General features: G+C 53.8%; 16 protein-coding genes. 14 read left to right on the top strand and 2 right to left on the bottom strand.

The window, feature by feature from the left end; all coding sequences use genetic code 11:
* Positions 1–31: 31 nt before the first annotated feature.
* From hcp to J1784_RS19060, 6 genes are all read left to right on the top strand, one after another.
* A complete protein-coding gene (gene hcp, locus J1784_RS19085; RefSeq protein ID WP_217150505.1) occupies positions 32–1684 on the top strand; it encodes a hydroxylamine reductase in 1653 nt (550 codons plus the stop codon).
* Positions 1685–1690: 6 nt separating this feature from the next.
* Positions 1691–2704: an NADH oxidoreductase gene (gene hcr / locus J1784_RS19080; RefSeq protein ID WP_217150504.1), complete on the top strand. Its 1014-nt coding sequence runs from the start codon at positions 1691–1693 to the stop codon at positions 2702–2704.
* Positions 2705–2884: 180 nt separating this feature from the next.
* Positions 2885–4606: a ubiquinone-dependent pyruvate dehydrogenase gene (gene poxB / locus J1784_RS19075; protein ID WP_217150503.1), complete on the top strand. Its 1722-nt coding sequence runs from the start codon at positions 2885–2887 to the stop codon at positions 4604–4606.
* 86 nt (positions 4607–4692) lie between these two features.
* Positions 4693–5706, top strand: coding sequence for a low-specificity L-threonine aldolase (gene ltaE, locus J1784_RS19070; protein ID WP_217150502.1), 1014 nt, complete (start codon positions 4693–4695; stop codon positions 5704–5706).
* Between the two features lie 84 nt (positions 5707–5790).
* On the top strand, positions 5791–7245 hold the full coding sequence (locus tag J1784_RS19065; protein WP_217150501.1) for a DUF2867 domain-containing protein: 1455 nt from the start codon (positions 5791–5793) through the stop codon (positions 7243–7245).
* Between the two features lie 156 nt (positions 7246–7401).
* Complete coding sequence (locus tag J1784_RS19060; protein ID WP_217150500.1) at positions 7402–8436, top strand: NAD-dependent epimerase/dehydratase family protein; 1035 nt, start codon at positions 7402–7404, stop codon at positions 8434–8436.
* Between the two features lie 35 nt (positions 8437–8471).
* Here the strand turns inward: J1784_RS19060 and J1784_RS19055 are convergent, their stop codons facing one another.
* Both J1784_RS19055 and J1784_RS19050 read right to left on the bottom strand, forming a co-directional pair.
* Positions 8472–9320, bottom strand: a complete 849-nt coding sequence (locus J1784_RS19055; RefSeq protein WP_238485613.1) for an N-acetylmuramoyl-L-alanine amidase — start codon at positions 9318–9320, stop codon at positions 8472–8474.
* Positions 9317–9643 (bottom strand): heavy metal-binding domain-containing protein, encoded by a 327-nt coding sequence (locus J1784_RS19050; RefSeq protein WP_112287284.1) that lies wholly within the window; start codon positions 9641–9643, stop codon positions 9317–9319. The genes J1784_RS19055 and J1784_RS19050 overlap by 4 nt, the downstream gene beginning before the upstream one ends.
* 189 nt (positions 9644–9832) lie before the next feature.
* Between J1784_RS19050 and J1784_RS19045 the strand changes: the two genes are divergently transcribed.
* The 8 genes from J1784_RS19045 to J1784_RS19010 all read left to right on the top strand — a co-directional run bounded on the left by J1784_RS19045 (position 9833) and on the right by J1784_RS19010 (position 17405).
* Positions 9833–10420: a lipoprotein gene (locus tag J1784_RS19045; RefSeq protein ID WP_217150498.1), complete on the top strand. Its 588-nt coding sequence runs from the start codon at positions 9833–9835 to the stop codon at positions 10418–10420.
* 210 nt (positions 10421–10630) lie between these two features.
* Positions 10631–11359, top strand: coding sequence for an arginine ABC transporter ATP-binding protein ArtP (gene artP / locus J1784_RS19040; RefSeq protein WP_217150751.1), 729 nt, complete (start codon positions 10631–10633; stop codon positions 11357–11359).
* A gap of 46 nt (positions 11360–11405) precedes the next feature.
* On the top strand, positions 11406–12137 hold the full coding sequence (artJ, locus tag J1784_RS19035) for an arginine ABC transporter substrate-binding protein (protein ID WP_120131417.1): 732 nt from the start codon (positions 11406–11408) through the stop codon (positions 12135–12137).
* A 12-nt stretch (positions 12138–12149) separates the two neighbouring features.
* Positions 12150–12866 carry an arginine ABC transporter permease ArtQ gene (gene artQ / locus J1784_RS19030; protein ID WP_217150497.1) on the top strand — a complete coding sequence of 239 codons (717 nt, stop codon included), beginning with the start codon at positions 12150–12152 and terminating at the stop codon, positions 12864–12866.
* Positions 12866–13534, top strand: coding sequence for an arginine ABC transporter permease ArtM (artM, locus tag J1784_RS19025; RefSeq protein WP_217150496.1), 669 nt, complete (start codon positions 12866–12868; stop codon positions 13532–13534). The genes artQ and artM overlap by 1 nt, the downstream gene beginning before the upstream one ends.
* 224 nt (positions 13535–13758) lie before the next feature.
* On the top strand, positions 13759–14493 hold the full coding sequence (locus J1784_RS19020; protein WP_183847652.1) for an arginine ABC transporter substrate-binding protein: 735 nt from the start codon (positions 13759–13761) through the stop codon (positions 14491–14493).
* Positions 14494–14664: 171 nt separating this feature from the next.
* Positions 14665–15549, top strand: coding sequence for a cytidine deaminase (cdd, locus tag J1784_RS19015; protein WP_217150495.1), 885 nt, complete (start codon positions 14665–14667; stop codon positions 15547–15549).
* A gap of 158 nt (positions 15550–15707) precedes the next feature.
* Positions 15708–17405, top strand: coding sequence for an NAD-dependent malic enzyme (locus J1784_RS19010; RefSeq protein ID WP_217150494.1), 1698 nt, complete (start codon positions 15708–15710; stop codon positions 17403–17405).
* Positions 17406–17463 lie beyond the last annotated feature (58 nt).

The raw sequence follows: 17463 nt of genomic DNA, 5'->3' as shown, positions 1-17463 counted from the left end.
TTTCAAATGCAACTTTAAAAAGGACCTCATTATGTTTTGTGTGCAATGTGAACAAACAGTCCGTACCCCGGCGGGCAATGGCTGCGCTTACGCGCAGGGAATGTGTGGTAAAACGGCAGAAACCTCCGATTTACAAGACTTACTGGTCGCTGTGCTGGAAGGCTTATCAGCCTGGGCACTGACCGCACGCGGCTACGGCATTATTGATGAAGATATCGACAGCTTCGCACCCCGCGCCTTTTTCTCCACGCTGACCAATGTGAACTTCGATTCAGACCGCATCGTCGGCTATGCCCGTGAAGCCATTATCCACCGTGAATCTTTGGCCGTGCGCTGCCGACTGATGGACTCGCAAATCACCGTCAGCCATCCGCTGGCCGCGCTGGAACTGGTCAGCGATAACCTCGGTGAGCTACAGCAGCAGGCACAGCAGTTTGCACTTAACGGGGATAAAGCGCAGATCGGTGATGACATTCACGGCCTTCGTATGCTGTGTTTGTATGGCCTGAAAGGGGCGGCGGCGTATATGGAACACGCGCATGTTCTGGGTCAGTCGGATACTGCTATTTACGCCGAATATCATCGTCTGATGGCGTGGCTCGGCACGCAGCCTGCCGACATGGGCGAGCTACTCGAAAACGCAATGGCGATTGGCAAAATGAACTTTGGCGTGATGGCGATCCTCGATAAAGGCGAAACCGATGCCTATGGACATCCGCAGCCGACTAACGTCAATGTCCGCCCACTGGCGGGTAAAGCGATTCTGATTTCCGGTCACGACCTGAAAGATTTGCAGATGTTGCTCGAGCAAACTGCCGGTACCGGCATCAACATTTATACCCACGGCGAAATGCTGCCTGCACACGGTTATCCGCAGCTGAAGAAATTCACGCATCTGGCCGGTAACTACGGCAGCGGCTGGCAGAATCAGCAGGTCGAATTCGCCAAATTCCCGGGACCGGTAGTAATGACGTCCAACTGCATCATTGACCCGAATGTCGGCAACTACGGCGACCGCATCTGGACGCGCAGCATCGTCGGCTGGCCGGGCGTGCAGCATCTGGAAGGCGAAGATTTTGCGCCGGTCATTGCGCAGGCGATGCAGCTTGCGGGCTTTCCATACAGCGAAATTGAACAAGAAATTACGGTCGGATTTGGTCGCCAGACGTTGCTCGGCGCGGCGGACACCGTGATTGATCTCGTCGCCGCTAAAAAACTGCGCCACATCTTCCTGATCGGCGGCTGTGACGGCAGTCGCGGCGAGCGCAGCTACTTCACCGATCTGGCGCGCAGCGTGCCGCAGGATTGCCTGATCCTGACACTGGCCTGTGGTAAATACCGCTTCAATAAACTGGATTTCGGTACGATCGAAGGCCTGCCGCGCCTGCTCGACGTCGGTCAGTGTAACGACGCCTATTCCGCCATTATCCTTGCAGTCAATCTTGCCGAGAAATTAGGCTGCGGAGTGAATGATTTGCCGCTGAGCCTGGTGCTTTCGTGGTTCGAACAGAAAGCCATTGTGATCCTGCTGACCCTGTTGTCGCTCGGTGTGAAAAACATTGCCACCGGCCCGACAGCACCGGCCTTCCTGACAGATAACCTGCTGGCCATCCTGAATGAAAAATTTGGCCTGCGTGCAATCACGTCGGTTGAGCAGGATCTGAAAACCATGCTGCCGGAGTAAGCTGAAATGAATTTTCCTTTATTTCCCGATCAGCCGACGGCGTTATGCCAGAACCGTATGCAGGTATATTCCGTCATTCAGGAAACACCTGATGTCCGCACGCTGTCACTGATTCATCACGACGTGTATCCGTATCGTCCCGGCCAGTTTGCGCTGCTCAATATCGGCCAGAGCGGCGAGGTGCAACGTGCGTATACGTTATCTTCCACGCCGGGACAAAGCCGTTTTATCCAGCTGACTGTGCGCCGCATCAACGGTGGTACGGGTTCAGAATGGCTGACGGAGCAGGTCAAACCCGGTGATTATCTCTGGCTGAGCGACGCGCAGGGCGAATTTACCTGCGAAACCGCACAGCCTTTGTTATTGCTGGCGGCAGGTTGTGGCGTGACGCCGGTGATGTCCATCACACGCGATAGTCTGGCGAATCATCCGGCGCAAAACGTGCAGGTGTTTTACAGCGTGCGCAGCCCGCAGGACATTATCTTTGCCAGCGAATGGCAGCAACTGGCGGCGCAATATCCGCAGCTAAATCTGACCCTTCTGGCTGAATATGATGCGCAGCCCGGGCAAATCACCGGTCGCCTGAGTCAGGATTTGCTGCAAAGCCGGGTGCCGGATATCCGCGAACGTCGGGTGATGATTTGCGGCCCTGCGCAGTATATGCAACTGGCGGCCGACTGGGCGAAAGAACTCGGTGTGGAGGCGGATAACATCGTCAAAGAGCAGTTTCAGGCGACTGAAAATGTGGTGTCAGCCGACCAGCAACTGACGCTGAGCCGCCTGACGCCCTTGCAGAATTACCGCGTGCCGGTGGGTTCGACCCTGCTTGCCGCGATGGAACAGCACAAGTTACCGGTCACCGCTGCCTGCCGTGCAGGCGTCTGTGGCAGTTGTAAAACCCGGATACTTTCCGGCGATTACCAGACCACCAGCCGTATGACACTGACCGATGAAGAAGTCGCGCAGGGCTATGTACTGGCCTGCAGCTGTCAGCTTCAGGGCGACGTCACACTCGCCTGATCCTCGCGTTAACTCCCTGCCCTCACATGACTTTTTACAGTCTGCGCGGGCAGATTTACAAATCTTCACCTCCCTCCTCCGCATAATTTTGTATGGTTTAAGGCTGAACATTCAAGGATGTAATCAGTGGACTATGCTTAACGCAGTTATTTTTTCAGCATCTACCGGAGGGATTCAATAATGAAACAAAGTGTAGCGTCATACCTGGCGAAAACCCTTGAAGCCGCAGGCGTTAAAAGGATCTGGGGCGTCACCGGCGACTCCCTGAACGGGCTGAGTGACAGCCTGAACCGCATGGGCACCATCGAATGGCTGGGCACGCGCCATGAAGAAGTGGCAGCCTTTGCCGCCGGAGCCGAAGCGCAAATCACAGGAGAACTGGCGGTGTGCGCCGGTTCCTGCGGGCCCGGCAACCTGCACCTGATTAACGGCCTTTTCGACTGCCACCGCAATCACGTTCCGGTTGTCGCGATTGCCGCGCATATTCCGTCGAGCGAAATCGGCAGCGGCTATTTTCAGGAAACCCATCCGACCGAATTATTCCGCGAATGCAGCCACTACTGCGAGATGATCAGTAATCCTGAACAACTTCCGCAAGTGCTCGCCATCGCCATGCGCAAAGCCATTCTCAACCGTGGCGTTTCTGTGATTGTTCTGCCAGGCGACGTGGCGCTCAAGCCTGCGCCGGAAGACGCCAAAGTTAGCTGGTATCCGCCGGTATTGCCTAAAGTAACGCCACAACCGACAGAACTGCAAAAGCTGGCGGAGCTGCTTAACGGTTCGACCAACATTACGATGATGTGTGGCAGCGGTTGTGCGGGTGCGCATGATGAAGTGATTAAACTGGCTGAAACCCTGAAAGCACCGGTGGTGCATGCGCTGCGCGGTAAAGAACATATCGAATGGGATAATCCGTACAGCGTCGGCATGACCGGGCTGATTGGTTTTTCTTCCGGTTATCACGCCATGCTTAATGCCGACACGCTAATCCTGCTCGGCACGCAATTCCCGTATCGCGCGTTTTATCCGACCGATGCCAAAATCATTCAGATTGATATCAATCCGGGCAGCATCGGTGCGCATTGTCATGTGGATATGGCGCTTGTCGGCGATATTAAATCGACCCTGACCGCCCTTCTGCCACAGTTGCAGGTGAAGAACGAACGCAAGTTCCTCGACAAAGCCCTGAAGCATTATGAAGAAGCGCGTAAAGATCTCGACGGGCTGGCGACCCCCAACGATAAACAGGCCATTCATCCGCAATATCTGGCGCAACAAATCAGCCGCTTTGCGGCCGCTGATGCTATTTTCACCTGTGACGTCGGCACGCCGACCGTGTGGGCGTGTCGTTATTTGCAAATGAACGGGCAGCGCCGTTTGCTCGGTTCCTTCAACCACGGCTCGATGGCGAACGCCATGCCACAGGCGATCGGTGCGCAGGCTATCGACCGTTCACGCCAGGTAGTGGCGCTGTGCGGCGACGGCGGTTTCGCCATGCTGATGGGCGATTTCCTGACGCTGGCACAGCAAAAGCTGCCGGTGAAAATCATCATTTTCAACAACAGCGTGCTGGGCTTTGTGGCGATGGAAATGAAGTCCGGCGGTTATCTGACCGACGGCACCGAGCTGAAAAACCCGGATTTCGCCGCCATTGCTGAAGCCGCAGGCATTAAAGGGATCCGCGTCGAGAAAGCGTCTGATATCGACACAGCCCTGCAGGATGCCTTTGCCTACGAGGGGCCGGTGCTGATTGATGTGATCACCGCCACCGAAGAACTGGCCATGCCGCCGCAGATCAAATTCGAGCAGGCCAAGGGCTTCAGCCTTTACATGCTTCGCGCGGTGATCAGCGGGCGCGGCGACGAAGTGGTCGATCTGGCAAAAACCAACTGGCTGCGATAACCCCGACAGGGCTATAGTGCATGATTAGACTGCTTATACTGTCTAATCATGCATTCACAACTACAACCCGAGAAGAGGAAGCCACGTTGATCGACTTACGCAGTGATACCGTAACCCGCCCCAGTGAAGCCATGCGTCAGGCTATGGCCAGCGCTGAAGTCGGCGATGATGTCTACGGCGATGACCCAACGGTAAATGCTTTACAGGACATGGCGGCAAAACTGTGCGGCAAAGAAGCGGCGTTGTTTTTACCGACCGGTACGCAGGCCAATCTGGTGGCGTTACTGACGCATTGCCAGCGTGGCGAAGAATATATTGTCGGCCAGAAAGCCCACAACTATATGTATGAAGCGGGCGGCGCAGCGGTTCTCGGCAGCATTCAGCCGCAGCCTCTGGACATGGACGCCGACGGTTCCATTCCACTGGATAAAGTGGCCGCAGCCATCAAACCCGATGATATCCATTTCGCCCGCACCCGCCTGCTGAGCCTGGAAAACACCCACAGCGGCAAAGTGCTTCCGCTGGATTATCTGCAAAAGGCCTACGCGTTCACCCGCGAAAAAGGGCTGGCATTGCATATCGACGGTGCGCGCATTATGAATGCGGCCGTGGCGCAGAACGTTGAGCTGCGTGAAATTACGCAGTATTGCGACACGCTGACGATTTGCCTGTCGAAAGGGCTGGGTGCGCCGATTGGCTCTCTGCTGGTCGGCAGTAAAGAGTATATCCACCGCGCTAACCGCTGGCGCAAAATGACCGGCGGCGGTATGCGTCAGTCGGGCATTCTGGCGGCAGCGGCAATTTATGCGCTGGAAAACAACGTCGCACGTCTGAAAGATGACCATGACAATGCGCAGTGGCTGGCAGAAGAACTGAGCAAAATCGGCGTGGAAATCGCAGAGCCCGGCGCACAGACCAATGTGCTCTACATCAAGCAGAGCGCGGAACTGGCAGCGAAAATGGGACCGTGGATGCGCGAACGTGGCGTGATCATCAGTGCCGGGCCAGTGACCCGCGTGCTGACACACATCAACATCAGCCGCGAAGATCTGCAAAAAGTTGTCGCGCTGTGGCAGGAATTCCTGCACCAGCACGCCTGATAGTCCGTTACGTCTGCGGCGCTAACCTGCGGGTTATCGCCGTACTTCCCGGATCCTCCCCCTACACTGACTGAGCAAATGGAAATGCCAATCTCGACACAAACTGGCCGGGTCGTCATTCTCGGTGCCAGCGGATATATCGGACAACATCTTACCGCCCATCTGAGCCGCAATGGTTTTCAGGTCACGGCTGCCGCGCGCCGGATAGAGTGGCTGCAACAGCAAAAATGGCCGCATGTGCGCTGCTGCTTTGCCGATGTCTATCAGAGCAAAACGCTGGCTGCCGCCTTTGAAGGCGCGGACGTGCTGGTGTATCTGGTGCACGCCATGACCGAAGACGATGATCTGCTGGAGAAAGAGCGGCAGGCCGCCCAGCACACCCTGCTGGCGCTGAAGGACTCACCGATAAAACACATCATTTATCTCGGATCGATGCAGCCGGAAGACAATCATTCCCCGCATTTACAGGCCAGAAAGCTGACCGGTGATTTGCTGCGCATGAGCAATATTCCGGTGACTGAACTGCGCACCGGTATTGTTATTGGCGCAGGATCAGCGGCTTTCGAAGTGATGCGGGACATGGTGTATAACCTGCCGGTGCTGACTCCACCGCGCTGGGTACGTTCGAAATCCTCGCCGGTTGCGCTGGAAAATCTGCTCAATTACTTACAGGGGCTGGTGACCTTACCGGCCACTGAGAACCGTATTCTGGAAGCTGCCGGACCGGAGTACATCAGTTATCAGACGCTGTTTGAGCGCTTTATCGCTATGAGCGGAAAACGCCGCTGGCTGATCCCTATACCCCTGCCGACGTCGTTTGTTTCGGTGTATTTTCTCAGCCTGATCACGTCGGTACCGACGTCGCTGGCCAAAGCCCTGATTCAGGGGCTGAATCATGACCTGCCCGCTGACAGTGCGGAACTGCAAAGATTAATTCCGCAGAACCTGATTTCGATTGATGACGCGATCCGCACCACGCTGGCGCAGGAACAACAACAGGTGATGGATTCGCCGGACTGGGGATATGACCCGGATGCCCGTGCACGCTGGCGTCCCGGTTATGGTTATTACCCGAAGCAGGCAGGTTTCACGCTGGAAACGTCTGCATCAAAAGCCTCACTATGGAAAGTCGTGCAGCAACTTGGCGGTCAGGAAGGCTATTTTTATGCCAATGGATTATGGAAAACCCGGGCACGCATGGACGATTTACTCGGCGGTGGCGTGAAATACGGCCGTCCGGATCGGGACTTCCTGAAAATTGGCGATAAAATTGATGGCTGGAAGGTCATTGGCCTCAAACCTCAGCGTGAACTGGCGTTACTGTTCGGCATGAAAGCGCCAGGTTTAGGGCGTCTCACGTTCACCATCACCGATAACGGTGAGAGCCGCCGTCTGGATGTACGCGCCTGGTGGCACCCCGCCGGATTCAGTGGTTTGCTGTACTGGTTCAGTATGATGCCCGCTCATCAGTTTATTTTTCGTGGCATGGCAAAGCGTATCGCCAGCCTGGCACGTCAGAAAGACCGTTGCGGACGCTAAAGGGGGTTAATTAATCCGCTTTCGCACACAGCTTGCACCCTTTCTCATTGCAACCCGCACAATTTCACGAAAGAATGGCACCCTTATTGCTCAGGGGTGCCAGACCTGGGACGCTGAAAACATTTTTTCTCTATTTATGAAGGCATTGGCCTGTATATGAAGGTTTTGGTTACCGGCGCGAGCAGCGGTTTAGGTCGTAACGCCGTCGAGTTTCTGCGAAATAAAGGCATTAAAGTCAGGGCGACAGGTCGTAATGCCGCTATGGGCTCACTTTTGCAGAAAATGGGTGCAGAATTTATTCATGCCGATCTCACCACGCTTATCTCCTCGCAGGCAAAAGCGCTGCTGGCCGATATCGACACCGTCTGGCACTGCTCGGGACTGATGTCGCCGTGGGGCAGCGAGCAGGAATTCGAACTGGCAAATGTGCGCGCGACAAGGCGGCTGGGTGAATGGTCTGCTGCCTATGGCGTGGAAAACTTCGTCCATATTTCATCGCCAGCCATCTATTTCGATTTTCATCATCACCGCGATATACAGGAAGATTTCCGCCCGCACCGTTTCGCAAACTCTTTTGCGCGCAGCAAAGCCGCCGGTGAGCAGGTGATCCACACGCTGGCACTGTCCAATCCGCAAACCCATTTCACCATTTTGCGACCGCAGGGTATTTTCGGTCCTCACGATAACGTGCTGTTGCCGCGTCTGATGCAAATGCTGAAATACGGCGGAACGCTGATGCTGCCACGCGGCGGTGAAGCGCTGGTGGACATGACCTATGTCGAGAATGCTGTCCATGCGATGTGGCTGGCAACGCAGTCGCTGGCAACCGAATCTGGCCGCGCATTCAATATCACCAATCAGCAACCGCGCCCGCTGCGCACGCTGGTCAAGCAGCTGATGGAAAATCTGGATATCAAATACCGTATCCGTTCGGTGCCCTATCCGCTGCTGGATATGATGGCACGGGGCATGGAGCGCATCAGCAAAAGTTCGCATAAAGAACCGGTGCTGACGCATTACAGCGTAGCGAAACTGAATTTTGACCTGACGCTGGATACCCAACGCGCGCAGAAAGAACTCGGTTATGTGCCGGTGATTTCGCTCGATCAGGGGATTATCCGCACCGCCGACTGGCTGCGCGATCACGGTAAACTTCAGGGGTTGCACGGTATCGGTCCAAAACGCGACTGACCGGAAAGATCAGCCGCGTTGTCCAGCCGGTGCTATTAGCGGGTTGAATCCGGGAATTGCTGCAACAGCGCCCGGACAATCGCTTCAGTCTGGGCATCCGCATTGCCGCGATAATCACTCTGCCTGAAATGCATCTGGAACGCCGCAATCACCCGCTTTTGTTGTTGCGGTGTCATATTATCGTCCACCGAATATCCGTACGCTTTCAGCAACGTCAATAACCGCGCCTGATCAACCGGCTCCTGCGGATTGCGTCCCGCCAGATACTGTTTCACTACATTCACATCCGGCCACGCACCCACGCCGCGCTCCGCCATTTCCTGCCACGGGAATAACGGCCCCGGATCGTCCTTGCGCTGCGGCGCAATATCGCTGTGTCCCACCACATTACGCGGCTCAATCTGGTAACGCGCCACAATCTGTTTGCTCAGACTGGCCAGTAAATCAATTTGCGCAGGAGGGAATGGATAGAACTTTTTGCCGAGCAAATAATTGCTATAGCCTTTGTTTTCCAACTCGATGCCCACCGACGTATCATTGAGATTGGTGCGACCGCGCCAGCCGCTGGCGCCCGCGTGCCACGCCCGCATGTTTTCCGGCACCAGTTGCCACGCCACCGGTTTACCTTCTTCCAGCGGTGGTTTTGCCGGGATCAGGTAATGCGCGCTGACGTGTTCATCAGTTAACGTATTTAATGCATTGTGGAAATCTTCAGCGGTGTAGTGAATGACCAGAAAACGGATCCGCTGATCTGCCCCCTGCGCCTGACGCGTTGTTTCTAAGCGAAAAGCGGAATCTGCGGCCTGATGACTGACACCCTGACATCCCGCCAGCAGCAATAATGCAGCGGTTAACAGGACGCGTCTCACCGGCTGGCAGATCATTTGCGATGCACGATGACAGCCGTGCCGGACACGCTCACCATCAGCATGCTGCTGTCTTTGCCCACGGTTTCATAATCGATATCAATACCGACAACGGCGTTCGCACCGCGCTCTTTGGCCTGTTCTTCCAGTTCACGGAAGGCAATTTCGCGCGCCTTGCGCAGCTCTTTTTCATACGCGCCTGAGCGCCCGCCGACGATATCGCGCACACCGGCAAAGAAATCACGGAAAATATTCGCGCCTAAAATCGCTTCGCCTGTCACTACGCCACAATATTCAGCGATAGTGAAACCTTCGAGGGTCGGAGTGGTTGAAACTTGCATGAGTATTCCTTATCAGTTGTCGTCCAGAGCCTGGCAATCATTTCATTTACAGCATAAACCATGCGTGCGGGATCAAGGTATCAGCCGGTGACTGATTTTCTCTTCGCCATGCATTAAGCCAAATCGGTTTTATACTGTATGGTAAAGAAAGTCATGGTGAAAATGTTCAATCTTTCAGTAAGGAATACGATGAAAAAGAAAACTCTTATCGCCGCAATCCCGTTGGTATTCTTGTTAAATGCCTGCACCACGGTCGAACCTGCATACAAGGACATTGGCAGCCGTACCGCGCCCTGCGTTGACGGCGGCCCGGACAGCGTGGCTCAGCAATTCTATGATTTCCGCATCAAGCAAGGCGGCAGCGGTTTACCAAACTCGAGCCAGCTTGCCGCTTACCGGCCTTACCTGAGCACCGCTTTATATAATGCGTTACTCAAAGCGCAGTCTCAGCCTAAAGTCGACATCGCCGCCACGCCGAATGAAAAAACCGGAACAGGCGCAGGCGACGGCGACGGCGACATTTTCTCCAGCCTGTTTGATGGCCCGACGTCCGCTTCCGTGGACAGCGCCTCCTCCATTCCAAACACGGATGCCCGCAACATTCCTCTGCGCGTGACGTTCACGCATGAGAAAGACAAAGGCGCGTCCACCAGCTGGAAAGATGAAGTGTTAATGGTACGCGAAGGCAAATGCTGGACTGTCGATGACGTCCGCTACATGGCCAATCTCGATTTCGCTTCCAGCGGCACATTACGCCAGGTTTTAGAAAACCAGTAACCCGCTCAGCGTTCTAAAAAAACTTCGTAAAAATGTTGGTCAGTGATGAATAACGTCATTGACCAACACCCCCGTCACAGATAGTTAACAATATGTTGTGCTAAACTTTAGCCTTCCTGCGGCAACACATAATTTTTAAGCCGCGATCGTTGCATAACTATGCTGTGGAAGTTACCATCTGCGGCATCAATGGCTATTCACTATTTGCGCATGAGTATTCAACTTAATAGCATCAACTGCTTCTACGGCGTGCATCAGGCGCTTTTTGACATTCAGCTTAACTGCCCCGCCGGTGAGACTTTGGTTTTGCTCGGGCCAAGTGGTGCAGGTAAAAGCTCCCTGTTACGTGTTCTGAACCTGCTGGAAATGCCGCGTTCAGGCACGTTGCAAATCGCCGGTAATACCTTCGATTTCACCCGCAAACCGGACGAAAAAGCTGTTCGCGAACTGCGTCAGAACGTCGGAATGGTCTTCCAGCAATACAATCTGTGGCCGCACCGCACCGTGCTCGACAACTTACTGGAAGCCCCGATGCGTGTTCTGGGTCTGTCTAAAGATGTCGCGATGCAACGCGCGCAGAAATTGCTTACCCGTCTGCGTCTGACCGATTACGCGGATCGTTTTCCGCTGCATCTTTCCGGTGGCCAGCAACAGCGTGTGGCGATTGCCCGTGCGCTGATGATGGAGCCTCAGGTTCTGCTGTTTGATGAACCGACGGCCGCGCTTGATCCGGAAATCACCGCTCAGATCGTCAGCATTATTCGCGAACTGGCCGGTACTGGCATCACACAGGTTATCGTGACCCATGAGGTTGAAGTGGCGCGTAAAACCGCCAGCCGCGTGGTGTACATGGAAAACGGCCGCATCGTCGAACAAGGTGATGCCTCCATTTTCACCCAGCCGCAAACCAAAGAGTTTGCGAGCTATCTTTCCCATTAACTGTATTTTCACCAATACATTGATTGATGTTTCTACGGAGTTTGCGATGAAAAAATTAGTAATTGCCGCGGTTCTGGCTACCGTCAGTTTGTCAGCCAGCGCTGCTGATACCATCCGTTTTGCGATGGAAGCGTCTTATCCTCCGTTTGAGTTTGTAGACTCCAGCAATCAGATTCAGGGCTTCGACGTCGATCTGGCGAATGCAATGTGTAAAGAGATGCAGGCGACCTGTACCTTTACTAACCAGGCTTTCGACAGTCTGATCCCAAGCCTGAAATTCCGTCGTTTTGACGCGGTCATTTCCGGCATGGACATCACGCCTGAGCGTGAAAAACAAGTTTCCTTTACCAACGCTTACTACGACAACTCTGCTCTCTTCATCGCGCATTCTGGTCAGTTCGCTGACGTTGCGGCGCTGAAAGGCAAACGTGTTGGTATGCAAAACGGCACCACCCATCAGAAATACCTGATGGATAAGCATCCTGAAATTACTGCCGTGCCTTACGACAGCTATCAGAATGCCGTGCTGGACCTGAAAAATGGTCGTCTTGACGCCGTATTCGGTGACACCGCTGTAGTAAACGAATGGCTGAAGCAGAACAAAAACCTGGCTGCTGTCGGTGACAAAATCACCGACCCGACTTACTTCGGTACCGGTCTGGGTGTTGCGGTTCGTCAGAACAATACTGAATTGCTGACTAAACTGAATGATGCTCTGGCAAAAGTGAAAGCAGACGGCACTTACAAAACGCTGTATTCAAAATGGTTCCAGCAATAAGTTTGCCTATCAATGACTGAATTCCAACCTTTAGTAAGCGCCGCCGGGATGACCGTCGGCCTTGCCGTTTGCGCGCTGATCCTCGGCCTGGTGCTGGCGATGATTTTCGCTGTCTGGGAATCCGCGCCGTGGAAGCCGCTTAGCTGGCTGGGCACCGCGTGGGTTACTGTGCTGCGCGGTCTGCCGGAAATTCTGGTGGTGCTGTTCATCTATTTCGGTTCCTCACAGCTGCTGATGGTGCTGGCAGATGGCTTTAGCATCAATCTCGGCCTGTTCGCGATCCCGATCAAGCTACCGATTGAGAATTTCGAAGTCAGTCCGTTCGTGTGTGGCGTAATCGCCCTTTCCCTGCTGTATTCGGCTTACGCTTCACAGACATTGCGTGGCGCACTGAAAGCCGTACCGCAAGGTCAGTGGGAATCCGGTCAGGTACTGGGCATGAAAAAATCGGCGATTTTCTTTCGTCTGATCATGCCGCAAATGTGGCGTCACGCATTGCCGGGACTGAGCAATCAGTGGCTGGTGCTGCTAAAAGATACTGCACTTGTCTCGCTTATCAGCGTGAACGACCTGATGCTGCAAACCAAAAGCATCGCGACCCGCACACAGGAGCCGTTTACCTGGTATGTGATTGCGGCGTGCATTTATCTGCTTGTCACCCTGTTCAGCCAGTTCGTGATTAAACGCATCGAACTGCGTACCACCCGCTTTGAACGGAGTGCTTCCTGATGTGGGAATATTTACCTGAAGTCCTCAAGGGATTGCACACCAGCCTGACGCTGACCGTGGCGGCGCTGATTGTGGCGCTGCTGCTGGCGATGATTTTCACCGTCATTCTGACGCTGAAAGTACCGGTCGCCAGCCAGGTCGTGAAAGGTTACATCACGCTGTTTACCGGTACGCCGCTACTGGTACAAATCTTCCTGATTTATTACGGCCCGGGTCAGTTTCCATCGATCCGTGAAATCCCGTGGTTATGGGAAGTGCTGTCGCAGCCGTGGCTTTGCGCGATGTTTGCCCTGGCACTGAACAGCGCGGCGTATACCACGCAACTGTTTACCGGTGCGGTGCGCGCCATTCCTTCCGGTCAGTGGCAATCTTGTGAAGCGCTGGGGATGTCCAAACCGCAAACCCTGCGCATCCTGCTGCCGTACGCATTTAAGCGCGCGCTGTCGTCGTATTCCAACGAAGTGGTGCTGGTCTTTAAAAGTACCTCGCTGGCTTACACCATTACGCTGATGGACGTCATGGGCCACAGCCAGCTGATGTATGGCCGCACGTATGACGTGATGGTCTTCGGCGCAGCCGGTCTGGTGTATCTGTGCGTAAACGGATTACTGACCCTGATGATGCGCCTGATTGAACGCCGTGCGCTGGCATTCGAACGCCGCAACTGATTGAACAGAAAAAGCTGAAGGGACGAGAAATCGTCCCTTTTTTTATGCCTGATAAAATACAAACACTTCCTCATTTAATTTTTTAATCAAATTTATTGCATATAAATTCAATTAATGGCACTTTAATTACCGGTCTCACTTCCTGCCAGTTATCCGATTACATTAATAAAATCAGTAAACTGTACCGTGAAGGGAATGTCATTTTTTGAACAGGAATGTATTGCATGAAAAAGCTGATCCTCGCTGCCCTCTTGTCTGCCACTGCTTTTGCTGCCACCGCTGCGGATACTATTCGTTTCGGCACATCCGCCACTTATCCGCCGTTTGAATCTATCGGCGCTGATAACCAGATTATTGGTTTTGATATCGATCTGGCGAATGCGCTGTGCAAACAAATGCAGGAAACCTGCACCTTCACCAATCAGCCATTCGATGGTCTGATCCCGGCACTTAAATTCCGTCGTTTCGATGTGATTATTTCCGGTATGGACATCACCGAAGAGCGCAGCAAGCAGGTCACTTTTACCCAGCCTTACTACGCGAATACCGCGATGATCATCGGGCCGAAAGGCAAGTTCGCTTCAATTGCGGATCTGAAAGGCAAACGTGTTGGTCTGGAAAATGGCACCACCCACCAGAAATACCTGATGGAAAAACACCCTGAAATCACCACTGTCGGTTATGACAGCTATCAGAATGCGATTCTGGATCTGAAAAGTGGTCGTCTGGACGGGTTGTTAGGGGATACCGCCGTACTGAACGGCTGGCTGAAATCCAATCCTAATCTTGGTGAAGTCGGCGAACTGATTAAAGATCCGCAATACTTTGGGACCGGCGTCGGCATGGCGGTGCGTCCTGATAATAAGGAACTGCTGGCGAAACTGAACACGGCGCTTGAAGGCATCAAAGCCAACGGCGAATTCCAGAAGATTAATGACAAGTGGTTCCCGGCGCACTGATTCCCCTTTATCCTTCAACAGCCGTCTTTTCAGACGGCTGTTCTGCGTAACATCTCTCAAAAATGTAATCCATCAGAACTTATTACATCGAAAAAGTGACATTCGTCACACTACATTCATGGAATGACTTTTAAACTGTTCAACCGTAATCACTGTCGAGATCGAATGTTTATGCACGCACGTTTTCATACCGCCTTTGCGGCACTCCCTGAAAATTTATCCTCCGCGCTTGAGCCATTTCTGCGACATGACGACTTTCCGGCAATGTTCTCTGCGGCGGATGTTGCAGAGATAAAACAAGCGACAGGATTGAATGACGATGCGCTGGCCTTTGCTCTGCTGCCGCTGGCCGCCGCCTGTTCCGTCACGCCAATTTCTCATTTCCACGTCGGTGCTATTGCCCGCGGTATTTCCGGCAATCTGTATTTCGGTGCCAACATGGAATTCGCCGGTGCGCCGATGCAACAAACGGTTCACGCCGAGCAATCCGCAGTCACTCACGCCTGGCTTCGTGGTGAAACGCGTCTGGCTTCCATCACCGTGAATTACACACCTTGCGGTCACTGTCGTCAGTTTATGAACGAACTGACCAGCGGCACAGCGCTGAATATTCATCTGCCGGACCGTGACGTTGCGACGCTCGGTGATTATCTGCCGCATTCTTTCGGGCCGAAGGATCTGGATATCACCACGCTGCTGATGGATAAAGTGGATCACGGTTTTAAAGCGGATACCCAAGATGCGCTGACACTCCTCGCACTGGATGCCTGCAACCAAAGCCATGCGCCTTACAGCAAATCTCACAGCGGTGTGGCGCTGGAAACGCACAACGGTAAACAGTTTGCGGGCCGCTACGCAGAAAACGCTGCGTTTAACCCAAGCCTTCCTCCGTTGCAGGCCGCGCTAATCTTGCTGAATATGTCAGGGGAGGATTGCCTGAAAGTGCATCGCGCTGTGCTGGTCGAGCAAAAAGATGCGCTGATCACCCAAAACGATGCCACACGCGCCACGTTAAACGCGCTGGGCTGTCAGGACGTCACCACGCAGACCTGCTGATAGTGTGAGCCGGTTAACACTAAAGACTCCATTTCCGGAGTCTTTAGTTACATAACATTGCCATTACACTTGTCATTTGAAATCCTCATTTCCTCTCTGTTACCCTCACCGCTCCGAAATATAAAAAACAACATTCTGCACACCGGAAGAGTAAAACGATGGAACTTGAATACGAAAGTAAACGTCCCCTGTACATCCCTCACGCTGGCCCGATCCTGTTAGAATTCCCGCTGCTCAATAAAGGCAGTGCGTTCACCGAAGAAGAACGCAGCAATTTTAACCTTCACGGGTTGCTCCCGGAAGCGGTTGAAACTATCGAGGAACAGGCTGACCGTGCCTACCGCCAGTTTCAGAATTTCAAAACCGACATTGATAAACACATCTATCTGAGAAACATTCAGGACACCAACGAAACGCTGTTCTACCGCCTTCTGGACGGTCATCTCAGCGAAATGATGCCGGTGATTTATACCCCGACCGTCGGCGAGGCCTGCGAACACTTTTCCGATATCTACCGCCGCGCCCGTGGCCTGTTTATCTCTTATCCTAACCGCGCCCACATCGATGACATGCTGCAAAATGCCACCAAACAACACGTAAAAGTGGTTGTGGTGACTGACGGCGAACGCATTCTCGGCCTGGGTGACCAGGGTATCGGCGGGATGGGGATCCCGATCGGTAAATTGTCTCTTTACACCGCCTGTGGCGGCATCAGCCCGGCGTACACTCTGCCCGTAGTGCTTGACGCGGGAACAAACAATCCGCAACTTCTCAATGACCCGCTGTACATGGGCTGGCGTCATCCGCGCATTACCGGCGAAGAGTACGAAGCCTTTGTTGATCAGTTCATTCAGGCAGTAAAAATCCGCTGGCCGAACGTGCTGTTACAGTTTGAAGATTTCGCGCAGAAGAACGCCATGCCGATCCTCGAACGTTACCGTGATGAACTGTGCTGCTTTAACGATGACATTCAGGGCACCGCTTCTGTTGCGCTCGGCAGCCTGATTGCCGCCAGTAAAGCCGCCGGTGGCAAACTGAGTGACCAGACCGTCGCGTTCCTGGGTGCAGGTTCCGCCGGTTGTGGTATCGCCGAGCAAATCGTCGCGCAGATGAAATCTGAAGGTCTGAGCGAAGAAGAAGCCCGCGCGAAAGTCTTCATGGTGGATCGCTTCGGTTTGCTGACTGACAAACTGCCTAACTTGCTGGATTTCCAGAGCAAACTGGTACAGAAAAGCAGCGCACTGACAAGCTGGGGCATGGTGAACGACAGCATTTCTTTACTGGATGTGGTGCGTAATGCTAAACCAACCGTGCTTATCGGCGTATCCGGCCAGCCGGGTCTGTTCACTGAAGAAATCATCCGCGAAATGCATAAACACTGTGCGCGTCCGGTTGTGATGCCGCTGAGCAACCCGACATCACGCGTTGAAGCCACGCCTGCCGATATCCTCAACTGGACCGACGGCGCCGCGCTGGTTGCCACCGGCAGCCCGTTTGCACCGGTGAGCTACAAAGGTCAGATCTACCCCATTGCCCAGTGCAACAACTCCTTTATCTTCCCGGGCATCGGTCTGGGTGTGATTGCCTCCGGCGCGACACGCGTGACCGACGGTATGCTGATGGCTGCAAGCCGCACGCTGGCCGAATGTTCTCCGCTGGCGACCGAGGGCAAAGGTTCGCTGCTGCCTGATGTGGATGATATTCAGGGCGTATCCAAATGTATCGCGCTGGAAGTCGGCAAAGCCGCACAGCTGCAGGGAGTGGCGATGGTGACGTCAGAAGATACGTTATCGAAGGCGATTGAACACAATTTCTGGGCACCGCAATATCGCAGCTATAAACGTACCTCATTCTGATAGCATTTATATCAAAATCGGGCTGACCATGATCCAGACCAATGCCTTGTGCATTGGT

Source organism: Rahnella ecdela, assembly GCF_019049625.1.
GTDB lineage: Bacteria > Pseudomonadota > Gammaproteobacteria > Enterobacterales > Enterobacteriaceae > Rahnella > Rahnella ecdela.
This window is presented reverse-complemented; position numbering and strand designations above follow the sequence as displayed.

Coding starts and splice junctions, on each gene's coding strand:
- hcp (WP_217150505.1), top strand. CDS start 32: ATGTTTTGTGTGCAATGTGAACAAACAGTCCGTACCCCGGCGGGCAAT.
- hcr (WP_217150504.1), top strand. CDS start 1,691: ATGAATTTTCCTTTATTTCCCGATCAGCCGACGGCGTTATGCCAGAAC.
- poxB (WP_217150503.1), top strand. CDS start 2,885: ATGAAACAAAGTGTAGCGTCATACCTGGCGAAAACCCTTGAAGCCGCA.
- J1784_RS19065 (WP_217150501.1), top strand. CDS start 5,791: ATGCCAATCTCGACACAAACTGGCCGGGTCGTCATTCTCGGTGCCAGC.
- J1784_RS19060 (WP_217150500.1), top strand. CDS start 7,402: ATGAAGGTTTTGGTTACCGGCGCGAGCAGCGGTTTAGGTCGTAACGCC.
- J1784_RS19055 (WP_238485613.1), bottom strand. CDS start 9,320: ATGATCTGCCAGCCGGTGAGACGCGTCCTGTTAACCGCTGCATTATTG.
- J1784_RS19050 (WP_112287284.1), bottom strand. CDS start 9,643: ATGCAAGTTTCAACCACTCCGACCCTCGAAGGTTTCACTATCGCTGAA.
- J1784_RS19045 (WP_217150498.1), top strand. CDS start 9,833: ATGAAAAAGAAAACTCTTATCGCCGCAATCCCGTTGGTATTCTTGTTA.
- artP (WP_217150751.1), top strand. CDS start 10,631: ATGAGTATTCAACTTAATAGCATCAACTGCTTCTACGGCGTGCATCAG.
- artJ (WP_120131417.1), top strand. CDS start 11,406: ATGAAAAAATTAGTAATTGCCGCGGTTCTGGCTACCGTCAGTTTGTCA.
- artQ (WP_217150497.1), top strand. CDS start 12,150: ATGACTGAATTCCAACCTTTAGTAAGCGCCGCCGGGATGACCGTCGGC.
- artM (WP_217150496.1), top strand. CDS start 12,866: ATGTGGGAATATTTACCTGAAGTCCTCAAGGGATTGCACACCAGCCTG.
- J1784_RS19020 (WP_183847652.1), top strand. CDS start 13,759: ATGAAAAAGCTGATCCTCGCTGCCCTCTTGTCTGCCACTGCTTTTGCT.
- cdd (WP_217150495.1), top strand. CDS start 14,665: ATGCACGCACGTTTTCATACCGCCTTTGCGGCACTCCCTGAAAATTTA.
- J1784_RS19010 (WP_217150494.1), top strand. CDS start 15,708: ATGGAACTTGAATACGAAAGTAAACGTCCCCTGTACATCCCTCACGCT.